The sequence below is a fragment of the Capnocytophaga sp. oral taxon 335 str. F0486 genome, from assembly GCF_000277665.1.
GTDB lineage: Bacteria > Bacteroidota > Bacteroidia > Flavobacteriales > Flavobacteriaceae > Capnocytophaga > Capnocytophaga ochracea.
The window spans coordinates 31,303-45,750 of the sequence record NZ_AKFR01000037.1; the positions used below are offsets into that span (position 1 = coordinate 31,303).

Annotated in this window: 14 protein-coding genes; 10 read left to right on the forward strand and 4 right to left on the reverse strand. The window is 39.5% G+C overall.

Going from position 1 to position 14,448, the window contains the following annotated elements; genetic code table 11:
- Positions 1-26 precede the first annotated feature (26 nt).
- A complete protein-coding gene (locus HMPREF1320_RS10055; protein WP_009418557.1) occupies positions 27-986 on the reverse strand; it encodes a mevalonate kinase in 960 nt (319 codons plus the stop codon).
- A gap of 910 nt (positions 987-1,896) precedes the next feature.
- On the opposite strand from HMPREF1320_RS10055, the gene HMPREF1320_RS10060 reads away from it, so the two are divergent.
- Positions 1,897-4,038, forward strand: coding sequence for a TonB-dependent receptor (locus tag HMPREF1320_RS10060; protein ID WP_009418581.1), 2,142 nt, complete (start codon positions 1,897-1,899; stop codon positions 4,036-4,038).
- A 32-nt stretch (positions 4,039-4,070) separates the two neighbouring features.
- The gene (locus HMPREF1320_RS10065) at positions 4,071-5,411 is read left to right on the forward strand and encodes a DUF4374 domain-containing protein (protein WP_009418570.1); all 1,341 of its coding nucleotides are present in this window, start codon (positions 4,071-4,073) and stop codon (positions 5,409-5,411) included.
- A gap of 51 nt (positions 5,412-5,462) precedes the next feature.
- Here HMPREF1320_RS10065 and HMPREF1320_RS10070 read toward each other — a convergent pair whose 3' ends face one another.
- Together HMPREF1320_RS10070 and HMPREF1320_RS10075 are read right to left on the reverse strand one after the other, a co-directional pair.
- A complete protein-coding gene (locus tag HMPREF1320_RS10070; protein WP_009418571.1) occupies positions 5,463-6,386 on the reverse strand; it encodes an alpha/beta hydrolase in 924 nt (307 codons plus the stop codon).
- Between the two features lie 346 nt (positions 6,387-6,732).
- The gene (locus tag HMPREF1320_RS10075) at positions 6,733-6,936 is read right to left on the reverse strand and encodes a hypothetical protein (RefSeq protein ID WP_034554542.1); all 204 of its coding nucleotides are present in this window, start codon (positions 6,934-6,936) and stop codon (positions 6,733-6,735) included.
- A gap of 73 nt (positions 6,937-7,009) precedes the next feature.
- Between HMPREF1320_RS10075 and HMPREF1320_RS10080 the strand changes: the two genes are divergently transcribed.
- The 5 genes from HMPREF1320_RS10080 to HMPREF1320_RS10100 all read left to right on the forward strand — a co-directional run bounded on the left by HMPREF1320_RS10080 (position 7,010) and on the right by HMPREF1320_RS10100 (position 11,239).
- Positions 7,010-8,143, forward strand: a complete 1,134-nt coding sequence (locus tag HMPREF1320_RS10080) for a hypothetical protein (protein ID WP_009418563.1) — start codon at positions 7,010-7,012, stop codon at positions 8,141-8,143.
- 12 nt (positions 8,144-8,155) lie between these two features.
- Complete coding sequence (locus tag HMPREF1320_RS10085; RefSeq protein WP_009418572.1) at positions 8,156-8,599, forward strand: 6-pyruvoyl trahydropterin synthase family protein; 444 nt, start codon at positions 8,156-8,158, stop codon at positions 8,597-8,599.
- Between the two features lie 161 nt (positions 8,600-8,760).
- Positions 8,761-9,270, forward strand: a complete 510-nt coding sequence (locus tag HMPREF1320_RS10090; protein ID WP_009418625.1) for a hypothetical protein — start codon at positions 8,761-8,763, stop codon at positions 9,268-9,270.
- 2 nt (positions 9,271-9,272) lie between these two features.
- Positions 9,273-10,346, forward strand: coding sequence for a Fic family protein (locus tag HMPREF1320_RS10095; protein WP_034554544.1), 1,074 nt, complete (start codon positions 9,273-9,275; stop codon positions 10,344-10,346).
- 128 nt (positions 10,347-10,474) lie between these two features.
- Positions 10,475-11,239 carry a UDP-2,3-diacylglucosamine diphosphatase gene (locus HMPREF1320_RS10100; RefSeq protein ID WP_009418619.1) on the forward strand — a complete coding sequence of 255 codons (765 nt, stop codon included), beginning with the start codon at positions 10,475-10,477 and terminating at the stop codon, positions 11,237-11,239.
- Here the strand turns inward: HMPREF1320_RS10100 and HMPREF1320_RS10105 are convergent.
- On the reverse strand, positions 11,216-12,007 hold the full coding sequence (locus HMPREF1320_RS10105) for a porin family protein (protein WP_009418609.1): 792 nt from the start codon (positions 12,005-12,007) through the stop codon (positions 11,216-11,218). The genes HMPREF1320_RS10100 and HMPREF1320_RS10105 overlap by 24 nt on opposite strands.
- A gap of 263 nt (positions 12,008-12,270) precedes the next feature.
- Between HMPREF1320_RS10105 and HMPREF1320_RS10110 the strand changes: the two genes are divergently transcribed.
- Genes HMPREF1320_RS10110 through HMPREF1320_RS10120 form a run of 3 tightly spaced genes read left to right on the forward strand, consistent with a single transcriptional unit; the run spans position 12,271 to position 14,446 of the window.
- Positions 12,271-12,564 (forward strand): DUF721 domain-containing protein, encoded by a 294-nt coding sequence (locus HMPREF1320_RS10110; RefSeq protein ID WP_009418589.1) that lies wholly within the window; start codon positions 12,271-12,273, stop codon positions 12,562-12,564.
- Positions 12,561-13,103, forward strand: coding sequence for a GNAT family N-acetyltransferase (locus HMPREF1320_RS10115; RefSeq protein WP_009418555.1), 543 nt, complete (start codon positions 12,561-12,563; stop codon positions 13,101-13,103). The genes HMPREF1320_RS10110 and HMPREF1320_RS10115 overlap by 4 nt, the downstream gene beginning before the upstream one ends.
- 5 nt (positions 13,104-13,108) lie before the next feature.
- Complete coding sequence (locus HMPREF1320_RS10120) at positions 13,109-14,446, forward strand: dihydroorotase (RefSeq protein WP_009418556.1); 1,338 nt, start codon at positions 13,109-13,111, stop codon at positions 14,444-14,446.
- Positions 14,447-14,448 lie beyond the last annotated feature (2 nt).

The window sequence follows — 14,448 nt, forward strand, 5'->3', positions numbered from 1 at the left end:
TGCATAGGCACGCCTTTATATAGGTTTTAAAATTGATATACTACTTCTAATTTATGGTCACTAAGAGCTCGCTTGGCTTTCTCTAAGTCCTCAGTAAAGCCCAAAATATAGCCTCCACCCCCCGAACCACATAGTTTTAAGAAATAATCGCCCGAGTCGATTCCCTGCTTCCATAGCGTGTGAAACTCTTTCGGAATCATCGGTTTGAAGTGGTTCAGCACAATGCCCGATAGACTCTTGATATTCCCAAACAGCGATTTGAAGCGCCCCTTCAAAAAGTCATCTATACAAGCATCGGTATATTTGATAAACTCATCTTTGAGCATCTTCTGGAAAGCCTCGTTCTTCATATTCTCCATAAAGATGCGTACCATAGGAGCGGTTTCGCCTATCACACCACTGTCGAGCAAAAACACTGCGCCTTTTCCGTTAGGCGTTTGCGAGGGAATGCCCGTAGGCTCTATATGGTCGTGCGAATTGATAAGTATCGGCAAACTCAGGTAGCTGTTCAGTGGGTCTAAGCCCGAAGAAGTGCCGTGGAAGAACGATTCCATCTTGCCAAAAATCGCTTTGAGTTGCAATAGCTTTTCGCGGGTAAGGTTTTCCATTGCACTGATAGGTTCAATAGCATATTCGCTGTAAATAGCAGCTACCAAGGCGCCACTACTGCCCACGCCATAGCCTTGTGGGATACTGCTATCGAAGTACATACCCTCTGCTATATCAGCATTGAGCTTTTCAAGATTGAAGCGCACAATCGGGTTTTCTTCCTCCATAAGGATTTGTAAGTAAGTAGCGAACTCCCGCAAAGCCTCATTCGATTTGCGAGCCTCTTCTTCTTTCTCTCTGTGCGGCTCACACTGTTTGTGCGACTCGCACTTTTTCAGTGTCCCCTTATAAAAGTTATAGGGGATTGCCAAGCCTTTGGAGTTCTTGATAATGCCATACTCGCCAAAGAGGAGTATTTTAGAATAGAAAAGTTTCATTTTTTAGGTAAAGTCTGCGTTAGCAGGGTAGTATCAGTAATAAGAGACTGCAAAGGTACACTTTTTTCCAATATCTCACATACTTTTGGATATAAATGTTTTGTTAATCAACGTCAGTTCTATATATACAATACTGATTTACAGTTGTGTTTACATTGTAATCTGTGAAATCTAGCAACGCAGTTGCCAATTTGTACCCATCACATTTGTCAATTATCAATTGTCAATTATCAATTGAAAGACTATCCGTTTAATCTGTGCCAGACATTCAGGCAACTTGTTGCCTATTTGTTTGATTTTTTTAAGATTTGTTAGATTTCTGTAGCGTAAGCTACACTTCCTTTACGTCCAACTCAATTCGTCCCTCATCATTCGTCATTTGTTCCCTTTTTCGTCATACTCCCCCCCTATTGCCTAAGGCCTAAGGCCTAGTGCCTCTTCCCCTTTCTTTCGCCTCGAAACCCCAATTTTAACATTTTTACCCTTGTTGTATTGTGTTATGAGTCAATTACTTATATACCCTTTCTATACCAATCGTCCAAGATTCGTATAAGCTTCCTATAAGCTCTCTATAAGCTACCCCCACCCTCCTTACAGCCTTTTTTCACCAAAAATCACCTTAACCTTCTTTTGAATCTCTCCGTTTCTTTCCGAACCTCCTTAGCCTCTCTGCTCTTTTCCAAACTTCCCTCCGAAAACACTAGAGTCCCTGCGAGATTTTCCTTAAAATCTAAAAACTCCTATGTATTACTTTTAACAATACACACTTTGCCTAAGTTTGAAGCTTCATAAAGGTTGATTATTAGCACTTCTGATATTATTAACATTAAATATTTTCTATTTTTTTAGAATCATTCCATTTTATTTACTATCTTTGCACCCTCTTTTTTTCTCATCAGAAATAATATTAATGCCTTTATCACCTAAAAATATAATCCTTTTACTCACTTCTTTTTGTGCAACTCAACTCTTCTCTCAACCTGTTGAAGAAGAAGTCACGCAACTCAGTGAGGTTGTGCTCACAGGGCAATCACCTATTAAGCAAGTGCAAAAAGCAGCTTACAACGTGGTTGCTATCGAAGCTCAACAGCTCCGCAATCTCAACAGCAATGCTGCCGATATGCTTGCTCGTGTATCGGGAGTGAAGATGCGCGAAACTGGTGGGGTTGGGGCAGAGACAGCAATCAATCTTAATGGCTTTACCGGTCGTCACGTGCGTATCTTTATCGATGGGGTTCCTATGAACGAAGCTAATGCCTCTTTTCGCATTAATAATATTCCCGCTGAACTTATCGAACGTATCGAAATTTACAAAGGTGTGGTGCCTGTTACTTTTGGTGCCGATGCTCTTGGGGGCGCTATCAATGTAGTAACACGCAAAAGCCGATACAATTATGGCAATCTATCCTATACTTTTGGTTCTTTCAACACCCATAAAAGTACCTTAAACCTCGGGCAATTCCTCACCAATAACATCAGTGTAGAACTCAATGCTTATCAAAATTACTCCGATAACAGTTATAAAGTATTTACTGAATATCTCGACCTCCAAACAGGCTCTTACTCTAAAGAAAAACGTTGGTTCAAACGCTTTCACGACCGTTATCACAACGAGGCTATCATAGGGCGTGTGAATATCTTCGATGAAAAATGGGCTGATAAACTTTCTTTTGCGCTCAATTATAGTCAAGAGGATAAACAACTCCAAAACGCCAACCTAATGCAAAAAGTCTTCGGAGGTAAGTACCGCAAATCTCATAACTATTCATCTTCAGTAGAATATGAGAAAAAGAATATCCTCAAAGGTCTCTCTTTCTTCCTTACAGGACGTTATGATTTTACCACCACTCAGAATGTAGATGAAGAAGCTCGCCGTTATAGCTGGACGGGTGAGTATGAACCAATGGTTACTCGTGGTGAATCGCAACTCCAGAATACTATTTTTGAAGGTAAAACGGGCTATATTACTTCACACTTAGACTATCAACTCACTGAGAAACACTCCTTTCAACTCACACACACCTTCAGTAATTACATTCGGCGTAACAAAAATATGCTCATTACCAACTATACCCTCGATTCCGATTTTATGAGGCGTGTCAATGAGAAAAATATCTCTGGATTATCATATAAGTTCACCCCTTCCGAGCGTTGGAATATATTAGCTTTCGGTAAATATTACAATACAGCTGTAACAGGTCCAGTGATTGTTACTGGATATGGAAGTCGCGCGGTATATGAAGAAGAAACTCATCACACTCAGGCTTGGGGGTATGGTGGGGCGACTACTTATCAGCTCTTAAAGCCTCTACAAGCTAAACTTTCTTACGAAAAAAGCTTCCGCCTACCTACTGATACCGAACTCTTTGGCGATGGCGATTTAGAGATTGGCAACTATAAGCTCAAACCCGAAAATAGCGATAACCTGAATGTAAATCTCTCTTATCAACCTGCGTTCAAAGTGCATTCATTCTTAGTAGAAGTGGGTTTTGCCTATCGTTATATCAAAGATTATATCATCAGAAGTATTATCAGTGCAGGAGCTAATGAAGGCTCCGCAGGAAGCCGAAATCACGGTAAGGTACTCAATATGGGAGTCGATGCTACCCTGCGCTATTTCTTCTATAAAGATGCATTTTCAGTAGGTGGCAACTTGTCTTATATGAACTTGCGTAACAAAGAAGAATTTACTGAAACAGGTCGCCCTTCTGCTATCTATAATGACCGTTTGCCTAATATGCCTTATCTATTTGGCAACGCCGATGCTACTTGTAATATAGAAAGCCTGATTGCTAAACGCGACAGACTATCACTAAACTATAATCTCTTTTTCACCGAAGAGTTTTTTACCTCGTGGCAAAGCGAAGGAACAAAAATTAAAGTCCCTCGCCAACTTTCTCACGACGTAAGTCTTACCTACTACACTCCTAATAAACGGTTAAGTTTTTCTGTAGAAGCCAAAAATATCACCGATGAATTGTTGTACGATAACTACAGCCTCCAAAAAGCCGGTCGCGCTTTCTATGCCAAACTCTCCTACCGATTCTACTAACCCCTAATTTCTAACAACTAATTTCTAAATATATGTATATCAATTTTCAAACATTCAAAAAAACGCTACTTGTAGGCTCATTAGTTAGCTTCGTAGCCCTTACGTCTTGCAAAAAAGACGATAATACTCCAGTTCCTCCTCCTTCTGCCGAGGGAGCTAACTTTTTCATCGATGCTGGAGGTGATCAAAATAAAACTCGTTATCTGTTGGTCGCTAAAAACCTAGAAAATGGTGAACTCCCTCTTTCTGCTAACCAAGAACAATTCAAAGAAGCTAATGGCTATTTCTGGCAGTTCAACAAGAACACAGCAGTAGGTCTATCCTATGGCTTTAAAGGAGCTGGTATCGGTATTTCTTACGAAAAAACAGCTCAAGGTGTAAAACATCTTACTGATTTTGACGTAGCCGAACGTGCCACCACTTTCGGTTTCTTCAGTGATTATTGGATAACTGTAGTAGGCGGACAAGAATACGAAGGCAAAAAGGACGGCGCAACCTTCAACTTCCGCAATGCCAACAATTATACCAAAGCTTTTACCAAAACTATCCATACAGCAAATCTCCTTCCTGAGATGAACACCTCCTCTTCTACTCAAGAAATCGTGTCGTTTGCTGGTATCTTAGACAATGGTAACGGTGAGTTCTTCAGCGGTATGATAGTTTCTGATTACAAAGATGTGCAAGTAGCTCAAGGTTCAAGCACTGGTAAAATCCACAATCCCGATGTGGTTTATGTAGGAGTACTCGATAAAGACTTGAACCTCAAACGTAGCTATAAAAGCGATAAGCTCAGCTATAGCGCAGGTCGTTTCAAATCTCAATATTTGTTAGAAATGGGTAAAGCCGATAATGGCGATGTATATGTATTTTCAGGTGCAATTGCTAAGAATCCTCCTAAAGTAAAAGCCCCTCAAACCCCCGATGTTGCTTCAACAAAACCTGCAGGTGCTTTGCGTATCAAACAAGGCGCTACCGACTTTGATAGTTCTTATTTCTTTGATATCTCAACAGTATCCGGTAACGGAATTTTCCGTCGTGTATGGCATATCACCGGTAATAAGTTCTTGCTTGAGTTCTTTAATGATGCTTCAAAAGCTGCCCTCAATGGAGTAGATGTAAACCGCTTTGCTATTGTAGATATGGAAGCTAAATCTTTCAACTGGGTAACCGGACTGCCAGCTCTCTCTGATTTTGCTAATATGACGTCAAACCCTGTAGAACTTGCTGTCTATAATGGTAAAGTCTATCTACCAGTAAATGTAAAAAACAGTGACCCTGCTATCTATGTAATTGATCCTGCTACCAATGTAGCCACCAAAGGTCTCACTGTAAAAGGCGCTTCTTTCATCAACGCTATTGGTCACTTTAAATAATAAAACAAAAAGGTGCTTGGAAAACAATCTCTCTAAGCACCTTTTCTATTTTTACTTTTCACTTTTTACTTTCTTCAGCCATTTCTCGGTATTTCTCAAATACTTCTCACTCGGCACAAACTTATAATGTAACCTTTTAGAAAGCGCCTCATACCGCTGCTGGATAACTGCTGGATTCTCCTCAATATCGTTGCGGTCGATGAACATCTCTGCAAAAAGCCTCCGCATCAAATCCATATTTCCTACCACTTGTATTGTGCCGTGATTCTCGTTGGGGTATTCAACAAAATAAGTCTCCAAATTCTTAAAAGCTCCCTTTGTCGCCATTGCCTGCACCGCCTCTATCGCCTCCCGATGCCTACTGCGTCCATTGTTGCGCACCTTCTTCCCCGAATACGATAAATAGAATATCCGATGTTTAAAATCCTTTCCTTTATTCGCTTCAAACAACCGCTCTCCATCGTTTTTCCCCCACCACAAACTCGGGTCGTGTGCAATATAAGCATTAAATAGCTCTGTATGTTTGTTAAGAGCAGAAACCACCGCCAAACCACTTAATGAGTGACCTACTAAAATGCGAAAATCACTACATCTGTATTGCTTTTTAACCAAAGGAATAAGCTCATCAGCCACAAACTGCCAAAAACGGTCACTATCGCTCCCAAAATCCCTTTCGCGCTGAGTGTTTTCAATTCCAATGACAATCATTTCAGGTACATTAGGGATTCCTTGAGCCAATTTCCCCATCAAAGTAGTAAAATAGTTGAAGTTTGTTTCTGCATCAAGCAGATACACCACAGGATAGTTTGTCTTTTTTAAAGTAGAGTCGTAATACGAATCAGGCAAATACACACTTATAGTACGCGTTTCACCTAACACTTTAGAAGAAACCGATAATTGTTCACCTATACAAATAGAAGTCTGCCCTTGAACAAAAGAGCAAGCTAATAGCCAAAACAAAAATACCCTTCTCATTACTTATTGATATTTAATAAATGTGATTTTAATAGATGCAAAAATACTGATAATTTCTCAAATTACCAATTTCTCAATGCCTTTATTCCCTACACTTTACCAAAGTTAATCTACCATCGCGCTATGCTTCACATCACCCTGTCATTCGTCATTAATTCCTTTTCCGTCATACTCCCCCTATTGCCTATGGCCTAAGGTCTAGTGCCCCTTCCTCTTTCTTTCGCCTCGAAACCCCGTTTTTAACATTTTTAACCTTGCCGTATCATAGTATGAATCAATTACTTATATAAGCTTTCTATACCAATCGTCCAAGATTCGTATAAGCTTCCTATAAGCTCTCTATAAGCTAACCCCACCCTCCTAAAAGCCTTTTCTCGCCAAAATTCCCTTCAGCCTCCTTTTGTAAAATTTCGTTTTCTTCCGAACCCTCCAATGTGTCACTTTTTACGGCACACACTTTGCCAAAGTTTGAAACTTTGGCAAAGTTAATCACCTCCTCTAGCGCGTTTCTTGTAACCTCCTCCTCATTTTCTAATTTGCTAATTTTCAAATTCTCTCATTTCCAAATTTTCTAATTTCCTAATTATTTCATACCTTTGCACTTTAATACAAAAAACTATACAATGAAAAACATTTTTAAAACAACTTTATTATTTGCTTCACTCGCTCTGATAAGCTGTGGAAATAAAGATGATGAACCTAAAAAGGATAAACCCAAAGAAGAAATACAAGTGCCAAAAATTTCTGAAGTGCGTTTTTCCTATGTCGATTTTGACCTTAGCAATAACTATAATGACTATAGTGAAGGTGAAGATTTTCTGAACGATACTCAGTTAGGTACATATTTCTTTACAGCGAAAGAAATTGTGGTATCTTATCAGTATGATACCCAAGGAAGGCTTATAACACTAAAAACAAATGATATTACCGAAGGAACAGCCACTACTGTTACAGCAGCATATAGTGCAAACAAAATTACTTTATCTAATTTTGATGACGAACAAGGAGTAAAAGAACTATCACTAAACAATGACGGAAATATCACAGACTTCGATATTCGTTATAATGAAAAGCAACAATTGCTTCAATTAGGTAAAAATCAATACTCTTGGAAAGATGATAACTGTACCAAAATAAACCTTAAAATTTATGACGCTCTTACAGAATGTACCCTATCTTATACGCAAAATCTTAATAAAAACAATTTTTTCTTAGGTCTTTTGGAAATACACGATGTAACTGGATATAAAGATTATTTTCTTAAACAAATATTTATTCCAAGGGGGAAAGGCACTAAAAATCTCCTTCAACAAACTACTTATCAACAAAATGGGTTGCCTTCAGATTTTATAAATAAATATAGTTATGAGTTTAATGCTGATGGTACAGTCAAAACTATAAAAGAAGAAGCTATTACAAACGGACGTATTGAAGGTGAATCAAGAATATCTGGAGAATATACTACTCAGAAATGGAACTCTTTACAAGCGCTTATCAGTCGTATACAAAACGGGACAGAAAAGAGATATACCTTTCGAGAACTCCTAAAAAACAACGAAAAATATGTAGTGAGAATTAGTAGCCAAACAATCGTACAAAAAGATAAGAACAACAAACCTATTCATCTACCAGTAGACAAAGTGATTGATTATTATATTAATTATAAACAGCAAGGTGGTGAAAAGAAAATTTCAGAGATTAAAATAATACGAACCTATAACATACATCAAAACACTACTTATCAACTGAAATATTAATTGTTCATTGTTATGATTCGCATTACTAAAAAATTCGATTTTGAAGCAGGACACGCTCTCTACGGCTACGATGGCAAATGCAAAAACCTGCACGGACACAGCTATAAGCTCTACATAACTGTCATAGGCGAACCTATTACCGACCCCCATAACGTGAAAAACGGTATGGTAATAGACTTCGGCGACCTCAAACGCATCGTGCAGGAGCAAATCATCGAAGCGTTCGACCACGCTATGGTCTTCAACGAACATTCACCTCACAAGGCATTAGCCGAAGAACTGCGCGCCAAAGGTCATCGCATCATCACCGTGCCCTATCAACCCACCAGCGAGAACCTCGTAACCGACTTTGCCCGACGCATCGCCTACCAACTACCCGCCGGAGTCGAGCTATTTTCAGTACGCCTATGCGAAACCGAAAGCTCCTATGCCGAATGGTTCGCCTCAGATAATTAAGAGGAAAGTAAGGCGTTATACATTTTGCCAAAGTTTCTGCCTGTGCAGCTCGCACCTTTGGATAATTTGATTATATCGACAATCAGTTGCTTTTACGTTCTGTTGTAGGGGCTAATGGCAATTAACCCTTTAAAAAAATTCATAACACAAATATGTAAACTATGGCACTTGTACTAATAATTATATTAAGCATTATCTTTTGGTTTTACAAAACAAACGTCAAGAAACGTTTGCACAATTCTTTTACTCAAAAGACCTTAAACAGAAATACACCAAACTATATTCGTAAACACTGGCGAGAAAAGCGTATTGATGCTGAACATTGTGATGTGATGAATGAAAATACAACCTTCGATTTGCACGCTGTAGAAAACAATCGTATGAAAAGCGATTTTGAGGAAACAATGCTTTTTACAGAAGCAATGTTATTTAATAAATTACAGTTAGGAGAAGAAAAAATGAAACTCAGTTATATAAGATGTTACGACAAAAGTAGCACTCCTGTAAAAGTATATCAAACTACTGTTGCCGATATAGATGCTAGTGTGGCACAAGTAAAGCTGAATGTGCAAGGCTATATCAATGTGTATTACAACCCACAAAACCCCAAGGAAGTTTATGTCGATACCGAGTTTTTACAAAAAGACCTCACTGAACTGATAAATGTTTGATAATGAAAACAGATTTTACATTACCCTTATTACCACCTCCACCAGAAATTGAGACCCGTGAGATACTCAAACAGCTCACGCTATCACATAGGCATTTAGCTGAACTAAAAGGAGTAGTAAAAACGATACCTAATGAGCAAATCCTCATCAATACCCTTTCCTTACAAGAAGCGAAAAGCAGTAGTGAGATTGAAAATATTGTTACTACCCACGACGACCTCTATAAGGAAAACATTATGATTGATACCCATCCTGCTAGTAAAGAGGTGCTAAATTATGCCAAAGGTCTAAAAATGGGATTTGAGATTGTGCGCAATCAGAGGAGATTGCTCAACAAACATATATTGCTCATTCAAGAACAACTCGAAGCAAACAAGGCAGGTTTCAGAACCCAAGCAGGCACTAAGCTCATCAACAATCACAACGAAGTAGTGTATACGCCTCCACAAAATAAGGAAGAGATACTCAACTTAATGGCAAACCTCGAAAGGTTTATCAACGACCCTGAATTTTCGGAACTTGATCCGCTTACTAAGATGGCGATTATTCATTATCAGTTTGAGAGTATTCACCCTTTCTATGATGGCAATGGTCGTACAGGACGCATCATCAATATCCTGTATTTGGTATTACAAGGTTTGCTCGACCTGCCCGTACTTTACCTCAGTCGGTATATCATTCAGCATAAAACTGATTATTACAAAGCTTTGCAAGGAGTAAGAACTAATGATGATTGGGAAACGCTTATTTTGTATTTACTCAAAGGAGTAGAAGTAACCGCTATTGAAACTATTGAGATGGTACAAAACATCAAAACGCTGATGCAACAAACCAAGCAACGCTTGCGTAGTGAGTTACCCAAGATATACAGTCAGGATTTGCTCAACAATCTTTTTAAAAATCCATATACTAAGATAGAGTTTTTAGCAACAGATTTAGATGTAACTAAACGTACTGCACAAAACTATTTAGATGCCATTGCTGAAATAGGGCTACTTAGTAAGTTGAAAGTAGGGAAGGCAAACTATTATATCAATGAAAATTTGATAAAAGTACTCCAAAGAGAAAAAGTATAACGTGGAAAAAAAACGTCTTTTTTTGCCACGTGTGGTATAACGTGGAAAAAAAACGCTGTTTTTTTCCATATCAAATTGCTCATTGATACGAAAAAACATTTTTGTATCAATGATAACTTAAAGAACCAATGTTATCTATAGAATTACCCGAAAATAAAAAAATATACTTTGCTTCCGATAATCATCTCGGAGCACCCACTGCTCTCGAAAGCAAACCTCGCGAAGCAAAGTTTGTGCAATGGCTTGATACTATCAAAGCCGATGCAGGGGCAATATTCCTTTTAGGCGACCTTTTCGACTTTTGGTTTGAGTACAAAATGGTCGTCCCCAAAGGCTTTGTACGCACTCTTGGAAAGCTCGCTGAACTGCGAGATAGTGGTATCCCTATCTACTTTTTCGTAGGCAACCACGATTTGTGGATGGACGATTATTTCCAAACCGAGTTGAACATTCCCGTATACCGTCGCCCCCTAGAAGTGGAATGTAATGGTAAACGCTTCTTGATAGGACACGGCGATGGTTTAGGTCCCGGTGATAAAGGCTACAAGCGGATGAAGAAAGTCTTTACCAATCCGTTTTGTAAGTGGCTCTTCCGCTGGTTACACCCCGATATAGGTGTGCGATTGGCGCAATACCTCTCAGTGAAAAACAAGCTCATCTCAGGTGATGAAGATGTGCGTTTCTTGGGTGAAGATAACGAATGGCTTGTACAGTATTGCAAACGCAAACTTGAGGCGCAACATTACGACTATTTCCTTTTTGGTCACCGCCACCTCCCAATGACTATCAAAGTAGGGGAGGGTAGCACTTATATCAACACCGGCGACTGGATACACTACTTTACCTATGCCGTTTTCGATGGTGAGGAATTAAAACTTATATCCTACACCTAATTGTAAGACGCGGTTTTTAAACTTAACTTGCGTAACACTATCAGCATCGCTAAGGTTTGAAAGCCCTATAATATAGTTTATATCAAAGAAGATACCAGAAGGCACATTATATTCCATTCCAAAGCCCATTCCAAAGTCAAAACTGTTATCTAAATCCTCTGACATTGCCATAGAGAGATTGTTTTGTGAAATTTTGCTTGCGATACTTGCAACATAACCAAAATTTAAACCTACTTTAGGGCGAAAATATGAGATATCATATTTTAACCATAAAGGAATATTTATTTGGTGAAGAATAAAAGAAGCATCTTTAACGTCTCCGGATATGCTATAAGGCAATTGTGTTCCGTTAATAGTCGGAGGTGTCCCGATAAAAGTCATAGTTATTTTTTTCCACTTGGCACCTTGTTTAGAGTAAGCAATTCCCCCCTCTAAAAAGAGTTTATCACTTACTTTATATTCTGCCAAAACTCCTATATGAAACCCTGCTTTGCTACCCATTCCTAGATCCGCATTATAGCGAGAAAAAGTATTTTGATCATTCTTTACAGCGCCATACACTTCTGAAAAAGAAAGAGTCGATACATTTAAGCCACCTCTAAAACCAAAAAAGAGGCGTTTAGAGAGAGGATTTTTTTCTTGTACTACAATAGGTTCTTGTGTGCTGCTGGCGGTCACCCCTTCTGTTGTTTCTGTTACTACTTCTTGTGCGTAAGTAGTAGATATCACTGCTAAAGTGATAGTAAAAATTATTATTATTTTTTTCATTTTTGTTGGTGTTTTTATAATTTTAATGCATAATTACAAAGAATAATGTTACTGAGCAAATTTCAGGGAAGGTTTTTTTCTTTTGGGAATATAATTTATTGTTTTTTAATGTAATATAAAATTAAACATCAGAGAGATATTCTAATATTTAGAAGAAGGGAGAAATTGAAAAAGTTAGAACTTTAAATGTCTTATGAGAAGAGAAAAATAAAAAATCGTCATTTGTAACTCGTCATTCGCAATTATTTTGTACCTTTGCATTTATGGACGGAAATACAAATACTCTTTCAGAGGTCATTCAGCAAATTGTCAAACAAAATCATTTAACGTACGGACTACAGAAAGCCTCGTTACCAGAACTGTGGAATGAACTGATGGGCAAAGCAATCGCTAAGTATACTTCCTCAGTAGAGCTAAAAGGCAGTACGTTATACGTCCGCCTTACCTCGCCTGCACTCAGTAACGAACTCAGTTATGGCAAGAGCAAGATTATTGATAACCTCAACGAACGTTTAGGGGAACCTCTCATTCAAAAACTGATATTTTTAAACGGATGATACGACCCGCAACCCCCACCGATGCCTCTGCCGTCGCCCCTCTGATGTTTCAGGCAATGGAAGAAATCGTCTATAAAATGATAGGCAAAGAACATAGAGAAGATGCCATTGCACTACTCCAAAATCTCTTTGAGCAGGAAGGCAATCAGTATTCCTACCAGAATGCTTGGGTATACGAGGAAAATAATACTGTAATAGGGTCGCTTATTGCCTATGATGGAGGGCACTTGCACACCTTGCGTGCCCCTGTACTGGCGCTTATTCGCAGTAGCTATGGTATTGATATTGTTTTAGAAGATGAGACCGCCGAAGGTGAACTTTATATAGATACCCTTAGCGTATTGCCCATTGCTCAAGGCAAGGGCATAGGCTCACAATTGGTAGCCCACCTCAAAAAGGTCACTACTCAGCCCATAGGCTTACTCGTAGATGTACAAAACCCCGCTGCTGAACGACTTTACACCCGTTTAGGATTTACATATGTAAACCACCAAGCCCTCGCTGGCGGAATGTATAAACACCTTGTATACAATGATTAATTGAAATGAAAACCCTCATCAAAAACGCAATCATCGTAAACGAAAATACCCTCTTTCAAGGCGACCTCCTGATTGAGGGAGAGCGTATTGCCCAAATAGGTACCCACATCACTCCCAAAGGAAATTATGAGGTGATAGAAGCCGAAGGCAAGTATCTCCTCCCTGGGGTGATTGACGATCAAGTGCATTTCCGCGAACCTGGGCTTACTCACAAAGCTACTATCGCTACCGAAAGTCGCGCGTCAGTAGCAGGCGGTGTAACTACCTTTTTTGAGCAACCTAACACCGTACCTCAAACCGTAACGATTCCGCTTTTGGAAGAAAAATTTGGTATTGCCAAACAATCGTCGTTTGCAAACTATTCTTTCTTCTTGGGGGGTACAAACGATAACCTCGAAGAACTGAAACGCTTAGATAAAAATGCTTGTGCAGGGGTGAAACTCTTCTTAGGCTCTTCTACGGGGAATATGCTCGTAGACAACGAGAAAACCATAGAAGCTATTTTCAATAATGTAGATTTGGTCATCGCTGCCCATTGTGAAGATGAAGCAACTATTCGCAAGAATTTAGCCCACTATCAAGAATCGTACGGCGAGGATATCTCTATTGCGATGCACCCTCATATTCGCAGTGCTGAGGCTTGCTATCTGTCCTCTTCACGTGCCATTGCTTTGGCTGAAAAAACGGACGCACGTCTCCACGTGTTCCACCTCTCTACGGCTAAAGAAACTGAGCTCTTCCGCAATGATATTCCACTAAATGACAAGAAAATCACTGCTGAGGTATGTGTACATCACTTGTGGTTTACTGATGAAGACTATACTACTCGTGGAGCTTTCATCAAGTGGAATCCTGCTGTAAAAACTGCCGATGACCGTACTGCGCTGTGGCAAGCTCTTTTAGACGACCGTCTCGATGTGATTGCTACCGACCACGCTCCTCATACCCTCGAAGAAAAACAACGCAAGGGCTATCTGAATATCCCTTCGGGGGCGCCTTTGGTACAGCACTCGCTCGTGGCAATGCTCGAAAAAGCCTACAAAGGCACCATTTCTATCAAAAAGATAGTAGAGAAAATGTGTCATAATCCCGCAATCCTTTTTCAGGTAAAAGACCGCGGTTTCTTACGCGAAGGGTATTACGCCGACCTTGTTTTGGTGGATATGGATACCCAATGGACAGTACAGAAAAACAACCTGCTGTATAAATGCGGCTGGAGTCCGCTCGAAGGGCAACAATTCCACTCGGCTGTAGTGAGTACCTTCGTAAATGGCAAAGAGGTGTACCACAATGGCAAGGTAATTGCAGAGCCTCAGGGGCAACGCATCACTTTTAACAGATAAGA